Genomic DNA, 13,899 nt, shown 5'->3' with positions numbered 1-13,899 from the left:
CCCTAACGGGGGCCCGCAAAAGTGTGTCGCCCGATGAACCGGGCCCGCTGCCGCCCGGCGGCCGGCGCAACGCCGCTCCGTTCCGGGCAAGCATGGAACAATTGGCACATGGCTGAAGATAAACAGGGTACAGACACGCCCACCACCGCGCCCATCAACGTTCCGGACAAGCCGGCCCTCGAAGGCCTCGAAGCTGCCCTCACGCAGCGCTGGCTCACCGAAGGAACCTACAAGTTCAACCCCGACACCACCCGGGAGCAGGTCTACTCGATCGACACTCCCCCACCCACGGCCTCCGGTTCCCTGCACGTGGGCCACATGTTCTCCTACACCCAGACCGACGTCCTGGCCCGCTACCAGCGGATGACCGGAAAAAACGTGTTCTACCCCATGGGCTGGGACGACAACGGCCTGCCCACCGAACGCCGCGTGCAGAACTACTACGGCGTCCGCTGCGACCCGGCCATTCCGTACAACGCCGGGTACCGCCCGCCGGCCGAGCCCGCCAAAAACCAGCGCGACTTCGACGTTGTCTCGCGCCGCAACTTCATCGAACTGTGCGAGGAACTGGCAGTTGAGGATGAGAAGGTCTTCGAGAACCTCTTCCAAACCCTGGGCCTGTCTGTGGACTGGAACCTGACCTACCGCACCATCGATGACAACTCCCGGGCAGTGTCCCAGCGCGCCTTCCTGGCCAACCTCACCAACGGCGACGCCTACATGGCCGAGGCACCCACCCTGTGGGACGTCACGTTCCGCACCGCAGTTGCCCAGGCCGAGCTTGAGGACCGCGAAGTTGCCGGCGCCTACTACCGCTACCCCTTCTTCACCGAAGACGGCGACAAAATCTACATCGAGACCACCCGCCCCGAGCTCCTGGCTGCCTGCGCCGCCCTGGTGGCCAACCCCGACGACGAACGGTACCAGCCGCTGTTCGGCAAGAAGGTCACGTCCCCGGTCTTCGGCGTCGAGGTAGAAGTCCGCCCGCACCCGCTGGCCAAGGCCGACAAGGGTTCCGGCATCGCCATGGTGTGTACCTTCGGTGACCTGACCGACGTCACCTGGTGGCGTGAACTGCAGCTGCCCACCCGGGCCATCGTGGGCCGCGACGGCCGCATCATCGGCGACACCCCTGAGTGGATCACCACCCCGGGCGGCCGGGAGGCCTTCGAAAAGATTGCCGGCAAGACGGTCTTCAGCGCCAAGGAAGGCGTTGTGGAACTGCTCACCGCAGCCGGCCTGTTGGACGGCGAACCCAAAAAGATCATGCACCCGGTGAACTTCTTCGAAAAGGGCGACAAGCCCCTCGAAGTGGTCACCTCCCGCCAGTGGTACATCCGCAACGGCGGCCGCGATGCCGACCGCCGCGAACGACTGATCGGCCGCGGGCAGGACATCGACTTCCACCCGGCATTTATGCGCTCCCGCTACGAGAACTGGATCTCCGGGCTGAACGGTGACTGGCTGGTATCCCGCCAACGGTTCTTCGGCGTGCCGATCCCCGTCTGGTACCCGCTGGACGCGGACGGCAACCCGGACTACGACGCGCCGATCCTGCCCGCCGATGCGCAGCTCCCGGTGGATCCCGCCGCGGACGCCGCGCCGGGCTACCGGGAAGACCAGCGCGACATTGCCGGCGGCTTCACCGGCGACGCCGACGTGCTGGACACCTGGGCAACCTCATCGCTCACCCCGCAGATTGTGGGCGGCTGGAGCCGGGACGAGGACCTGCTGGCCAAGGTGTACCCGTTTGATCTTCGTCCGCAGGGCCACGACATCATCCGGACCTGGCTGTTCTCTTCGGCCGTCCGCGCGGACGCGCTGCACAACACGGCACCGTGGAAGCACGCGGCGATCTCCGGCTGGATCCTGGACCCGGACCGCAAAAAGATGTCCAAGTCCAAGGGCAACGTGGTGGTTCCCACCGACGTCCTGAACGACTACGGCTCGGACGCGGTCCGCTACTGGGCCGCCTCCGCCAAGCTTGGAGCGGATACGGCCTACGAAATTGCGCAGATGAAGATCGGCCGCCGCCTGGCCATCAAGCTGCTCAACGCCTCCAAGTTCGTCCTGAACCTGGGTGCCACGGAGGACTCCGTCGTTACTGGTGACCTTTCCGTCCTGTCCAACCCCCTGGACCGGGCCCTGCTGGCGCAGCTTGCCGCCGTGGTGGAGCAGTCCACCAAGGCCTTCGACAACTACGACTACGCCCGCGCCCTGCAGATCACAGAGAGCTTTTTCTGGCAGTTCACGGACGATTATGTGGAGCTCATCAAGGACCGCGCCTACGGTGCTGCCGGCGAAACCGAGCAGGCTTCCGTGCTCGCGGCGCTGGCCACCACGCTGGACACCCTCCTGCGGCTCTTCGCCCCGTTCCTGCCGTTCGCCACCGAAGAGGTCTGGGGCTGGTGGCGCACCGGCTCCGTGCACCGCGCGCCGTGGCCGGCCGCACTGGAGGTTCCCGGGGGGGACACCACCATGCTGGCCACGGTGGGGGTCGCGCTCAGCGGCGTCCGCAAGGCCAAGTCGGAGGCCAAGGTCAAGCAGCGCACGGAAGTACTCGCTGCCACGATCTCCGCCTCCGCAGCGCTGACCGCCCAGCTGGAAGCCGGCCTGCAGGACCTCAAGGCAGCCTCCAACGCCCGCGACATCACGCTGGTGGTGGGTGACGGCGAACTCACGGTCACCGACGTGGAGCTGGCGCCAACCGAGGAGCCCGCCAAGGCCTGAGCCGGTTCATTCCGGGTATATCCGGGCAAAGGGGAAGCCCCATCAGCGTTTTGCCGTTGGTGGGGCTTCGACTTTTCGGCCATCCGGTGACGCTTGATGGTCTGGCAGGATCCGCCGATTTCCAGGTCTTCCTGCCACGTCACTGGCAGCTTGCATCCGGCTGTGCCAAGGGCTGCGTCAGATGCATATCACTGGATCTTTGGTTCCTGCGTCCTCCCTCTTTCGAAGGTGGTACCTGCAATTGTGGTCCTGCCCTGGACCAATGGCAAGAGCCCCGGCAGAACTACACGAGAGTAGTTCTGCCGGAGCCCGTGTGCCCCAACTGACTCGCAGTTGTTGTCGTTATGAGGGCTCAAAACGACAACAACTGCGAGTCAGTTGGGTGGCGGTGGTTTAGCCGAACTGCGGGTCTTCCGTGCGGCTGCGCTTCAGTTCGAAGAAGTAGGGGAAGCCTGCCAGGGCTGTTGTGGCGTCCCAGAGTTTCCCGGCGTCCTCGCCACGCGGGATGCGGGTAAGGACAGGGCCGAAGAACGCGGTGCCGTTAAATGCCACCACGGGGGTGCCAACGTCCTGGCCCACCAGGGAGATGCCCTCTTCGTGGCTGGCGCGGAGTTTGGCGTCGTGGGCGTCGGTATCCGCAGCGTCAGCCAGGCCGGCCGGGAGGCCGCAGTCGGCCAGCGCCTTGGTGATGACCAGGGAGCGGTCCTTCTCCCCACCTTCGTGGATCAGCGTTCCCATGGCATCGTAAAGGGCCTTGACCACGGATTCGCCGTGGGCTTCCCGGGCCGCAATAATGACCCGGACCATTCCCCACGCGTTGTCCATGGACGCCCGGTACTTGGGGTCCAGGTCCCGGCCCTCATTCAGAACGGCAAGGCTCATCACGTGCCATTTAGTTTCGATGTTGCGGACGGTTTCGACTTCGCCGATCCAGCGCGAGGTGATCCAGGCAAACGGGCACAGCGGATCGAACCAGAAGTCGGCAGTGTTTTTGGCGGATTCAGTCATGGGAAGGTCCTTCAGTAACGGGCGGCTGCGCAGGGGGCAGCCACAACTGATGTGGGGGTTGAACCGGTCAGGCGGACTTGCGGCGTTTGGTGACGTGTTGGATGAGGGTTGGCTCGGCGCCCTTCAGCACAACGTCAGCGGTGATCACCACGCTGGCCACGTCCTCCCGGCTGGGAAGGTCGAACATCACGGGCAGGAGGACTTCCTCCATGATGGCCCGCAGGCCGCGGGCGCCGGTGCCCCGGTCCAGGGCCTGGTCCGCGATGGCATCCAGGGCGGCGTCGTCGAACACCAGTTCGGCGCCGTCAATCTGGAACATTTTCTGGTACTGCTTCACCAGGGCGTTTTTGGGTGTGGAAAGGATCTGGATCAGGGCGTCCCGGTCCAGGTTGGAGACCGTGGTGATCACGGGGAGGCGGCCGATGAATTCGGGGATCAGGCCGAACTTCAGCAGGTCCTCCGGCATGACCTCACCGTAGGAATCGATTTTTTTGCTGGCTTCGTTCAGTGGGGCGCCGAAGCCGATGCCCTTGCGGCCGGAGCGTGAGCCGATGATTTCTTCAAGGCCGGCAAACGCACCAGCAACAATAAAGAGGACGTTGGTGGTGTCGATCTGGATAAATTCCTGGTGCGGGTGCTTCCGGCCACCCTGCGGCGGAACGGACGCAACGGTGCCCTCCAGGATTTTCAGCAGGGCCTGCTGGACGCCTTCACCGGACACGTCCCGGGTGATGGACGGGTTTTCGCTCTTGCGCGAGATCTTGTCGATTTCGTCGATGTAGATGATGCCCTGCTCGGCCTTTTTGACGTCGTAATCGGCGGCCTGGATGAGTTTCAGGAGGATGTTCTCGACGTCCTCGCCCACGTAACCGGCTTCGGTAAGCGCGGTGGCGTCCGCGACGGCGAACGGGACGTTCAGCCGGCGGGCCAGGGTCTGGGCGAGGTAGGTCTTCCCGCAGCCGGTGGGCCCGATGAGGAGGATGTTGGACTTGGCGATCTCAACGTCGTCGTGGTGCCCGCCTTCGGCGAGGCTGCCGGCCTTCGGGGCGTGGCCCGACTGGATCCGCTTGTAGTGGTTGTAAACGGCGACGGCGAGGGAACGTTTGGCCGGTTCCTGGCCGATGACGTATTCCTGCAGGAAGTCGAAGATCTCGCGGGGTTTGGGTAGCTCGAAACTGCCCAGGTCTGCTACTTCGGCCAGTTCCTCTTCGATGATTTCATTGCAGAGTTCAATGCATTCATCGCAGATGTAGACACCTGGCCCGGCAATGAGCTTGCGCACCTGCTTCTGGCTCTTTCCGCAGAAAGAACACTTCAGCAGATCCGTGCTCTCGCCAATCCGAGCCATATGGAAACCCCTTTTAGAATCTTGCTGCCGGGCAGCCTTGCGCCGATGCTGGAATCTTCACCACCCGGCCTGGCCGGTGTGACACCTTCCACTCTAGGTCACATTCGGTCCCAAAGGGTGGAAGGCAAAGGCCGGTGGGGCCAAATGACGGCGGTCCCACCGGCCTTGGGCCGAACTGCTACCTGGTAATTGCCTGTGCCTTGATCTTTCGGGAGTCAAGGACCTGGTCGATCAATCCGTAGGCCTGCGCCTCGGCTGCGGTCAGGATCTTGTCGCGCTCGATGTCGTTGTTGACCTGTTCGGAGGTCCGGCCCGAGTGGTGGGCCAGGGTGTCCTCAAGCCAGGAGCGCATCCGCATCACTTCGGCAGCCTGGATCTCGAGGTCCGAGGCCTGCCCGCCCTGCCCGCCGGACAGTGCCGGCTGGTGGATCAGGACGCGGGCGTTGGGCAGCGCCAGGCGCTTACCCGGGGTGCCCGCCGCAAGCAGGACCGCTGCGGCACTGGCGGCCTGGCCCAGGCACACGGTCTGGATCTCGGGCCGGATGTACTGCATGGTGTCGTAGATGGCCGTCATGGCCGTGAACGATCCACCCGGGGAATTGATGTACAGGGTGATGTCGCGGTCCGGGTCAGTGGACTCGAGCACCAGCAGCTGGGCCATGACGTCATCGGCGGAGGCGTCGTCAACCTGCACACCGAGGAAGATAATGCGGTCCTCGAAGAGCTTGGTGTACGGGTCCTGGCGCTTGAAGCCGTAGGGGGTGCGCTCCTCGAACTGGGGCAGGACGTAACGGCTGGACGGAAGATTTCCGGCAGACCACCCGAAGTTGTAGTTCATGTTCATAGCTCCTGATCTGGGTTTCTGGGTGCCGGTTAGTTCGAAGCGGCGGAGTCGCTGCCGCTGCCGCTGGCAGTTCCGCCGCCACCGGCCACGGATCCGGCGTGCGCCGCAATTTTGTCGAAGAAACCGTAGGCAAGGGCCTCGTCAGCCGTGAACCACTTGTCGCGGTCGTTGTCCTTGAGGATGGTTTCCACGCTCTGGCCGGTCTGGTCGGCTGTCAGTTCGGCCATGACCTTCTTCATGTGCAGGATCAGCTCCGCCTGGATCTTGATGTCCGATGCGGTACCGCCGATGCCGCCCGAGGGCTGGTGCATCAGGACACGTGCGTTGGGAGTGGCGTAGCGTTTCCCCTTGGTGCCGGAGGAGAGCAGGAACTGCCCCATGGAGGCTGCCAGGCCCGTGGCGACAGTAACGACGTCGTTCGGGATGAACTGCATGGTGTCGTAGATGGCCATGCCGGCCGTCACGGAGCCGCCGGGAGAGTTGATGTAAAGGTAGATGTCCTTTTCCGGGTTCTCGGCGGAGAGCAGCAGCAGCTGCGAGCAGATGGCGTTGGCGTTGTCGTCACGCACCTCCGAGCCGAGCCAGATGATCCGCTCCTTGAGGAGGCGGTTGTAGATGTAGCTATCCTGGGCTGCAGGATCGACGGTGGCCATCCGGGGTGCCTGTGGGTGCTGTGACATGTTTGCTTACCTCTCACTGGTGACGGTGACATCACTGAAAATCACTACTTGGACACTAACCCGTTTCAGCGGCGAATTGTTCGCGCACCGACGGCTGTTCGCTGACGGCGCACGATCGGCGAACCATGGGCTGCGTGGGGCTCTTTAACGCGAACGGCCCCCGGATCATTGATCCGGGGGCCGTTGGTTACAAGGTGCTGAAGGCTAGGCCTTGGCCGCTGCCTTCTCGTCTTCGGCGGGAGCTTCTGCAGCCTCGGCATCGGCGGTTACGGCCTCTGCTTCGTCAGCTGCGGGAGCTTCGTCTTCGCCGCCGGGGCGGACGAAGTCGCTCAGGTCAACGGTCTTGCCGTCGGTGTCGGTCACGGTGGCCTGACCGAGGACAACAGCCAGTGCCTTGCGGCGGCGGACCTCGGATACCATCATGGGGACCTGGCCGCTCTGATCAATGATCTGGGCGAACTGGTTCGGGTCCATGCCGTACTGGCTCGCGGTGGTGACGATGTAGTCGATCAGCTCGTTCTGGCTGACGTCCACTTCTTCCTTTTCGGCGATGGCGTCGAGGATGATTTCGTTCTGGAAGGCGCGGGCGGTGTTGACCCGGATCTCCTCGCGGTGCTCCTCGGTGTCGTGCTCGCCTTCACCGTGGCCATTGCCCTCCTTGAAGTGGGCTTCGAGCTGCTCTTCGACGACCGAATCCGGCACGGGAACCTCAACGAGCTCAACGAGCTTGTCCAGGACCTTGTCGCGGGCTTCGACGCCCTGCTCAACAACCTTGGAGTCGGCAGCCTGCTTGGCGAGGTCCTCACGGAGCTCAACAAGGGTGTCGAACTCGGAGGCGAGCTGAGCGAAGTCATCGTTCGCTTCGGGAAGTTCGCGTTCCTTGACAGCGGTCACAACAACCTTGACCTGTGCTGCTTCGCCGGCGTGCTCGCCGCCCACCAGAGTGGTGTTGAAGATGGCGTCCTCGTCGGCGCTGAGGCCGGTGACGGCTTCGTCGAGGCCCTCGAGCATGGTGCCGGCGCCAACCTGGTAGGACAGGCCGGACGCGGTGTCCACATCGTCGCCCTCGATGGTGGCGGTGATGTCGATGGTGAGGAAGTCACCGTCAGCGGCGGGACGGTCCACGGACTTGAGCGTGCCGAAGCGGCCGCGCAGTTCGTCCAGGGCCTTGTCCACGTCCTCGTCGGAGGATTCGGCTGCAGCAACCTCGACCGTGATTCCGGCGTAATCGGGCAGTTCAATCTCGGGGCGGACGTCAACCTCGGCGGCGAACTTCAGGCCGCCGTCGGTGGCGGTGGGGTCCGGAACCTCGGTGATTTCAACCTCGGGACGGCTCAGCGGGCGGATGCCGGATTCCTGCACGGCCGCCTGGTACCAGCCGTTGAGGCCATCATTGATGGCGGTTTCCAGGACGTAGCCGCGGCCGACGCGCTGGTCGATGAGCTTGGCGGGGACCTTGCCCTTACGGAAACCAGGAACCTGGATCTGCGAAGCAACGGTCTTGTAGGCCGAGTCGATGCTGGGCTTCAGTTCCTCGAAGGGGACCTCAACATTGAGCTTGACCCGCGTGGGGGTGAGGTTCTCGACAGCGCTCTTCACGGTCTAAGTACTCCTGGGGTTGGGGGATGGATTGTCAATCAAACGCATTTTTCTGTCCGGGCCTGGCGGTCCGGGCGGCAGAGTCGGGGTGACAGGATTTGAACCTGCGACTTCCTGCTCCCAAAGCAGGTGCTCTAGCCAAGCTGAGCTACACCCCGTAAGTGCACAGGCAAGTCTACGGTGATACGCGCCCAGTTTGCACATTTGACACGTAGGCCATCGATTAGGTTTAGTTGTATCCGGCTTGAACAGCCAGCCCGAAGATTCCCGCCCACGTATATAGTGGAATGGAGCTTCTTTCGGGGACGTAGCTTAATGGTAAAGCCTCAGTCTTCCAAACTGATTACGCGGGTTCGATTCCCGTCGTCCCCTCCAACAAAAAGGACCCCTCGCCTGAGGGGTCCTTTTGTATTTGGCGTGCCGTCAGGACTGCTGGCAGACCGGGCACCAGTACAGGTTGCGGCCCACCAGTTCGGCGGCCAGGACCACGGTCCCGCAGACCCTGCAGGGCAGCCCGTTGCGTTTGTAGACGTAGTGCGCGTCCGCCCGGACGGGAATGGCAGCGGTTTTCGCGGGCAGCGACAAGGTGCCGTCCGCGCTCCTGACCCGGCCGGTTTTTCCGTTCCGCCGGGTCCAGTATTTGGCGGCCGTGGTGATGATCCGGCCGTCCGCCACCCCGTCGGTCATGAGGCTGACGACGTCGCGCCACAGCTTGCGCGCGGCGGCGTCACTGAGCGACCCGCCGGGAAGGTAGGGGTCCAGCCGCTGCCGGAACAGCACCTCTGCCCGGTAGACGTTCCCCACCCCGGCGATGATCTTCTGGTCCATCAGGAGCGCGGCGATGGTGGGTTTCCGGCCGGCCAGGTTCGCGGCGAAGCGGCCCGCATCGCCGCGGAGGTTCCGCAGCGGGTCCGGGCCCAGCCGGTCCAGGACGGCCTGTACCTCCGCTTCGGTAATGGTTTCGCACGTCGTGGCGCCGCGGAGATCCGCCCAGCCGTGGGGGCCGGCCAGGCGGACCCGGACGGCCCCCACCGGAGCGGGCGGGCCTTCGTACGGCAGGCCGCCGTCGTCAGGGTCCGCCGTGGTTTCCCGCTCCCCCACCCTGCGGGGCGCACCGATGCTGGAAGCACCGGCGAAGCTGCTGTCGCCCCCGAAGCTCCACGCCCCGTACAGGCCCAGGTGCACGTGCAGCACCAGCGCGTTCCCGAAGTGCAGGAACAGGTGCTTGCCGTGGGCTTCGACGGCAACCATGGTGTGGCCGTCAAGCAGCGCGGCGCCGGCGCTGAACCGGCCCTGGGGGCTGGTTACGGTCAGGGCCTGGCCAGTGAAGACGTCGCCGAACTGCCGGGCCAGGCGCCGGACTGAATGCCCTTCCGGCACTAGTCGATGACCTCGCCGGTGGTTTCATAGGCCGCGATCTTGCCGATCCGGCGCACGTGGCGCTCGTCGTTGCTGAAGGGCTCGGCCAGGAACGCCTCGATGAGGGCGGTGGCTTCCTCGACCGTGTGCTGGCGGCCGCCCACAGCCACCACGTTGGCGTCGTTGTGTTCCCGGGCCAGGGTGGCCGTGGAAAGGTTCCAGGCGAGGGCGGCCCGGACGCCCCGGACCTTGTTGGCGGCAATCTGCTCGCCGTTGCCGGAGCCGCCCAGCACGATGCCCAGCGCGTGGACGCCTGCTTCCTGGTCCGCCACAACGGCGCGGGCGGCGTTGATGCAGAAGGAGGGGTAGTCGTCCAGGGCGTCGTACTCCTTGGGTCCGTGGTCCACCACGTCGTAGCCCGTTGCGGTGAGGTGCTGGACCAGGTGGGCGCTGAGTTCCATGCCCGCGTGGTCGGTGGCAATGTGGACCCGCGGGAAGGCAGGAGTAGAAGTCACGAGCTTGAATCCGTTCGGTTTGGGGGCGCTGCGGCCGGCCCCGGGAGCAAGGGAACAACAGGACAAGAGTACTAGGACGGTGGTTGCCCGGCGGCGGATGTCGGTCCGCTCCGCCTGGCCCGTTCGGCCACCCGGGTGAGCACATCGGCCAGCCTGGCGGCGGTTGCCTGGCTGCCGCCGCTGACGGCCAGCCTGCCGCCGTCGGTTTTGCGGACGACGACGGCGGGTCCACTGCTGACGAGCAGGGCTGCGGTGCCGCCGTGGTGCCGGTAGCCCCACCCGCCGTAGTCGGCGGCTTTCAGGTCCGACGCGGCGGCGGTGGCGATGGCCCCCGCGGGGACGTCCATCACGGGTACCACGCCGGCCACCAGGACTTTCAGGCCGGCCCGGTCCGCGGTGACGCGGGCAAAGAGGAAAGCGGCCGCGAGGGCTGCAACCAGCACCAGGACAGCACCGAGCCAGGGGACAGCGATGGCAAGCAGGGCCGCCGGGAACAGGGAACCGATGCCGATCATCACAAAGACCGAGCTGCGGGCGTGCACCCAGAAGCGGATGGTGTCCGCCGCCAGCTCTGGATCCAGTTCGCGGGCGATCGCCGACTGCAGGGCACGGTCATCGTCCGGGGACCACTGCCGGTCCGCCTTGTAGACGAACGCCATGATGACGCCCAGTGCCACGGCGGCGCCGCTGCCGCTGGCCAGGACGATCGCGTCGACGTGGGAGTCGCGGGCGTCCGCCAGACCGGCCTGGCCCACCATTCCGGCGGCCAGGACCGTGGTGATGAACAGGGCGAGGAAGAGCCCGGCGCCCATCATGATGCGCCGCATCAGCACCGGCCTGTTCAGCGGCACGGCCTGGAGCAGAACCAGCCAGCCGCAGGCCACCACCAGGGCTGCCCCCCACCCCACGTAGGCGCCGAACGGCGCAAAGGAGGCGCCGCCGTCGGCCGTCCACCGGATGGCGAGCGGCTCCGGAAGGTCAGGCCGCAGCAAGGACGCGGACACCACAAAGGCAACGGCGAGGAGGACAGGGAACCCCAGCGCAAAGCGCAGCGCCTTGGCATCCACCGAATCCCGGAACTTTCCCATGCTCCAACGCTACTCCCGCCCTGGCCGCCCGAGGTCCCGGCCGGCGCGGCCGGTGGCTGTGACCGGCGCAACTTGCCATGGGGGCAGGCAGTGCAAGAATGATCAGTGCCAACGCCGGCCACCGCCGGCGGCACACCAACTTCTCTGGAGGACCACTTTGCCGGGCATGAACCTGACTCGCGCCGAAGCACGCGGCCGCGCTGACCTGATCACCGTCGATTTCTACGAGGTCAGCCTGGACCTGACCCGGGGCGGAGAGGTCTTCGGCAGCACCACCACCGTGGCGTTCGGGGCCGTTCCCGGCTCATCCACCTTCATCGACGCCGTTACCCGCACCGTGCACAGCGTGACCCTCAATGGCCGCAGCCTGGATCCCGCCACGGTCTCGGACGGCGTCCGGATCCAGCTGCCGGACCTGGCGGAGCGGAACGAGCTCACCGTGGTGGCCGATGCGCCGTACATGAACACCGGTGAAGGCCTGCACCGGTTTGTGGACCCCGTGGACGGCGAGGTGTACCTCTACACGCAGTTCGAGGTTCCCGATTCCCGCCGAATGTTTGCCGTGTTCGAACAGCCCGACCTGAAGGCCACGTTCGCCTTCACCGTCACCGCCCCGTCCCACTGGGACCTGATCTCCAACTCCCCCACCCCGGCGCCCGCGCCTGCCGAGCCCGGCGACGACGGCGGAGCCCGGTCCGTGTGGACGTTCGCGCCCACCCCGCGGCTGTCCTCCTACGTCACAGCCCTGATCGCCGGGCCGTACCAGTCGGTCCGGTCCGAAGTGACCAGCTCCGACGGGCGGGTCATCCCGCTGGGTGTTTTCGCCCGGAAGTCCCTGATGCAGTACCTCGACGCGGAGAACATCTTTGAGCTCACCCGGCAGGGCTTCGGGTTCTTCGAGGCCCAGTTCGGTTGCCCCTACCCGTTCGAAAAGTATGACCAGCTGTTTGTGCCCGAGTTCAATGCGGGCGCCATGGAGAACGCCGGTGCGGTAACCATCCTGGAAGGCTACGTGTTCCGCGGCAAGGTCACCGGCGCCCAGGTGGAGCGCCGGGCCATCACCGTGCTCCACGAGCTGGCGCACATGTGGTTCGGCGACCTGGTGACCATGCGCTGGTGGAACGACCTGTGGCTCAACGAGTCCTTTGCCGAATACATGTCGCACCTGGCGGCGGTGGAAGCCACCTCCTTCACCAGTGCCTGGACCACGTTCGCGTCGGTGGAGAAGTCCTGGGCGTACCGCCAGGACCAGCTGCCAACCACCCACCCGATCTTCGCCGACATCAACGACCTGCAGGACGTGGAGGTGAACTTCGACGGGATCACCTACGCCAAGGGCGCCTCCGTGCTCCGGCAGCTGGTGGCCTGGGTTGGGCCGGAGCAGTTCATGGCCGGAGTGCGCGAATACTTCGCGAAGCATTCCTGGCGGAACACCGAGCTCAGCGACCTCATGGTGGAACTGGAAAAGGCCAGCGGCCGGGAACTGGACAGCTGGGGCAAGCAGTGGCTGGAAACTGCGGGCGTCAATACGCTCACCCCGGAACTGGACGTGGACGCCGACGGCACCATCACCTCCTTTGCCATTGCCCAGACTGCCGTTCCGGAGTGGCCCACCCTCCGCCCGCACCGGCTGGCCGTTGGCTTCTACAACCTCTCCGCCGCCGGAAAGCTGGAGCGGGTGCACCGCGAGGAACTGGACGTGGACGGTCCCCGCACCGAGGTGCCTGCCCTGGTGGGCCTGGCCCGTCCTGACCTGGTGCTGGTGAACGACGACGACCTGGCCTACGCGAAGGTCCGGCTGGATCCGGCGTCCCTGGCCACCGCCACGGCCCACCTCAAGGACTTCGCCCAGAGCCTGCCCCGGACCCTGGTGTGGAACTCGGCCTGGGACGCGGCCCGGGACGGCCAGACGCCGGCCCGGCAGTACGTGGGGCTGATCCTGGCGAACGTCGCCGCCGAAACCGATTCGTCGGTGATCCTGGTCCAGCTCCGCCAACTGGCGACGGCGCTGAACTTCTATGTTTCCGGGGATCACCGCGAAGCCACCACGGTGGCGGCGGCAGACACACTCTGGGACCTCGCGGGCAAAGCGCCCGGCGGCTCCGACGCCCAGCTGCAGTTCATCAAGGCTTTTGCGCTCCACGCCGGAAGCGCCACTCAGCTGGACACCGTGGCGGGGCTGCTGGCCGGTTCGGTCACGCTGGAAGGGCTCGCCGTTGACCAGGACCTGCGCTGGGAACTCGTGGCCTCGCTGGTGGCAGGCGGCCGGCTGGACCAGGACGGAATCGACGCCGAGCTGGCACGCGACAACACCGCCAGCGGGCAGAACGCCGCGGCGCTGGCCGGGGCCGCGATCCCCAAGGCTGCGGCCAAGGCAGCAGCCTGGGAGTCGATTGTGGTCAAGGGCAGCCTGTCCAACGCCCTGCAGGGCTCGGCGGTGGCCGGGTTCATGCGGGTCCGGGACCGGTCCCTGCTCGAGCCGTACGCCGAAAAGTATTTCGAGGCTGTGCCGGGCATCGTCGAAAACCGGACCCACGCACTCGCCCAGCAGATCGTCGTCGGCCTCTACCCCGCCCTGCTGACAACGCAGGCCACCGTGGACCGGACGGACGCGTTCCTTGCCGGCCTTCCGGCGGAGGGCGCCGCGCTGCGCCGCATGATGCTGGAAAACCGCGACGCCGTGGCGCGTGCGCTGCGGGCCCGTGCCGCGGACGCCTGAAGGACAGGC

Annotated in this window: 10 protein-coding genes and 2 tRNA genes; 3 read left to right on the top strand and 9 right to left on the bottom strand. The window is 65.7% G+C overall.

Annotated features, from left to right (window positions below):
- Positions 1–108 precede the first annotated feature (108 nt).
- Positions 109–2,730, top strand: a complete 2,622-nt coding sequence (valS, locus tag QRN07_RS00670; protein WP_050684724.1) for a valine--tRNA ligase — start codon at positions 109–111, stop codon at positions 2,728–2,730.
- Positions 2,731–3,123: 393 nt separating this feature from the next.
- On the opposite strand, the gene QRN07_RS00665 is transcribed toward valS, so the two are convergent.
- The 6 genes from QRN07_RS00665 to QRN07_RS00640 form a co-directional block, all read right to left on the bottom strand.
- Positions 3,124–3,738, bottom strand: coding sequence for a mycothiol-dependent nitroreductase Rv2466c family protein (locus QRN07_RS00665; protein WP_050684725.1), 615 nt, complete (start codon positions 3,736–3,738; stop codon positions 3,124–3,126).
- Positions 3,739–3,805: 67 nt separating this feature from the next.
- Positions 3,806–5,086, bottom strand: a complete 1,281-nt coding sequence (clpX, locus tag QRN07_RS00660) for an ATP-dependent Clp protease ATP-binding subunit ClpX (protein ID WP_050684726.1) — start codon at positions 5,084–5,086, stop codon at positions 3,806–3,808.
- A 178-nt stretch (positions 5,087–5,264) separates the two neighbouring features.
- Positions 5,265–5,924 (bottom strand): ATP-dependent Clp protease proteolytic subunit, encoded by a 660-nt coding sequence (locus tag QRN07_RS00655; protein WP_050684778.1) that lies wholly within the window; start codon positions 5,922–5,924, stop codon positions 5,265–5,267.
- A gap of 35 nt (positions 5,925–5,959) precedes the next feature.
- Entirely contained in the window at positions 5,960–6,583 is a 624-nt protein-coding gene (locus QRN07_RS00650; RefSeq protein WP_050684727.1) for an ATP-dependent Clp protease proteolytic subunit, read from the bottom strand.
- A 231-nt stretch (positions 6,584–6,814) separates the two neighbouring features.
- On the bottom strand, positions 6,815–8,209 hold the full coding sequence (tig, locus tag QRN07_RS00645; RefSeq protein WP_050684728.1) for a trigger factor: 1,395 nt from the start codon (positions 8,207–8,209) through the stop codon (positions 6,815–6,817).
- Between the two features lie 83 nt (positions 8,210–8,292).
- Positions 8,293–8,367 (bottom strand) — tRNA-Pro (locus QRN07_RS00640).
- Positions 8,368–8,510: 143 nt separating this feature from the next.
- Between QRN07_RS00640 and QRN07_RS00635 the strand changes: the two genes are divergently transcribed.
- A tRNA-Gly gene (locus QRN07_RS00635) sits at positions 8,511–8,584 on the top strand.
- 48 nt (positions 8,585–8,632) lie between these two features.
- On the opposite strand, the gene QRN07_RS00630 is transcribed toward QRN07_RS00635, so the two are convergent.
- The 3 genes from QRN07_RS00630 to QRN07_RS00620 all read right to left on the bottom strand — a co-directional run bounded on the left by QRN07_RS00630 (position 8,633) and on the right by QRN07_RS00620 (position 11,171).
- Positions 8,633–9,589, bottom strand: coding sequence for an Fpg/Nei family DNA glycosylase (locus QRN07_RS00630; RefSeq protein ID WP_285240122.1), 957 nt, complete (start codon positions 9,587–9,589; stop codon positions 8,633–8,635).
- Complete coding sequence (locus QRN07_RS00625) at positions 9,589–10,083, bottom strand: ribose-5-phosphate isomerase (RefSeq protein ID WP_285240121.1); 495 nt, start codon at positions 10,081–10,083, stop codon at positions 9,589–9,591. The genes QRN07_RS00630 and QRN07_RS00625 overlap by 1 nt, the downstream gene beginning before the upstream one ends.
- Positions 10,084–10,154: 71 nt before the next feature.
- Entirely contained in the window at positions 10,155–11,171 is a 1,017-nt protein-coding gene (locus tag QRN07_RS00620; RefSeq protein ID WP_056597800.1) for a hypothetical protein, read from the bottom strand.
- Positions 11,172–11,337: 166 nt separating this feature from the next.
- On the opposite strand from QRN07_RS00620, the gene pepN reads away from it, so the two are divergent.
- Complete coding sequence (pepN, locus tag QRN07_RS00615; protein WP_285240120.1) at positions 11,338–13,890, top strand: aminopeptidase N; 2,553 nt, start codon at positions 11,338–11,340, stop codon at positions 13,888–13,890.
- The last annotated feature ends 9 nt before the right edge of the window (positions 13,891–13,899 follow it).

The sequence above is a fragment of the Pseudarthrobacter sp. MEB009 genome (assembly GCF_030208875.1).
In the GTDB taxonomy this organism is placed as follows: domain Bacteria; phylum Actinomycetota; class Actinomycetes; order Actinomycetales; family Micrococcaceae; genus Arthrobacter.
The sequence above is the reverse complement of the archived record's forward strand: the minus strand, read 5'-3'. Positions and strand labels throughout refer to the sequence as shown.

Coding starts and splice junctions, on each gene's coding strand:
- QRN07_RS00665 (WP_050684725.1), bottom strand. CDS start 3,738: ATGACTGAATCCGCCAAAAACACTGCCGACTTCTGGTTCGATCCGCTG.
- pepN (WP_285240120.1), top strand. CDS start 11,338: ATGAACCTGACTCGCGCCGAAGCACGCGGCCGCGCTGACCTGATCACC.
- QRN07_RS00650 (WP_050684727.1), bottom strand. CDS start 6,583: ATGGCCACCGTCGATCCTGCAGCCCAGGATAGCTACATCTACAACCGC.
- clpX (WP_050684726.1), bottom strand. CDS start 5,086: ATGGCTCGGATTGGCGAGAGCACGGATCTGCTGAAGTGTTCTTTCTGC.
- QRN07_RS00655 (WP_050684778.1), bottom strand. CDS start 5,924: ATGAACTACAACTTCGGGTGGTCTGCCGGAAATCTTCCGTCCAGCCGT.
- QRN07_RS00620 (WP_056597800.1), bottom strand. CDS start 11,171: ATGGGAAAGTTCCGGGATTCGGTGGATGCCAAGGCGCTGCGCTTTGCG.
- valS (WP_050684724.1), top strand. CDS start 109: ATGGCTGAAGATAAACAGGGTACAGACACGCCCACCACCGCGCCCATC.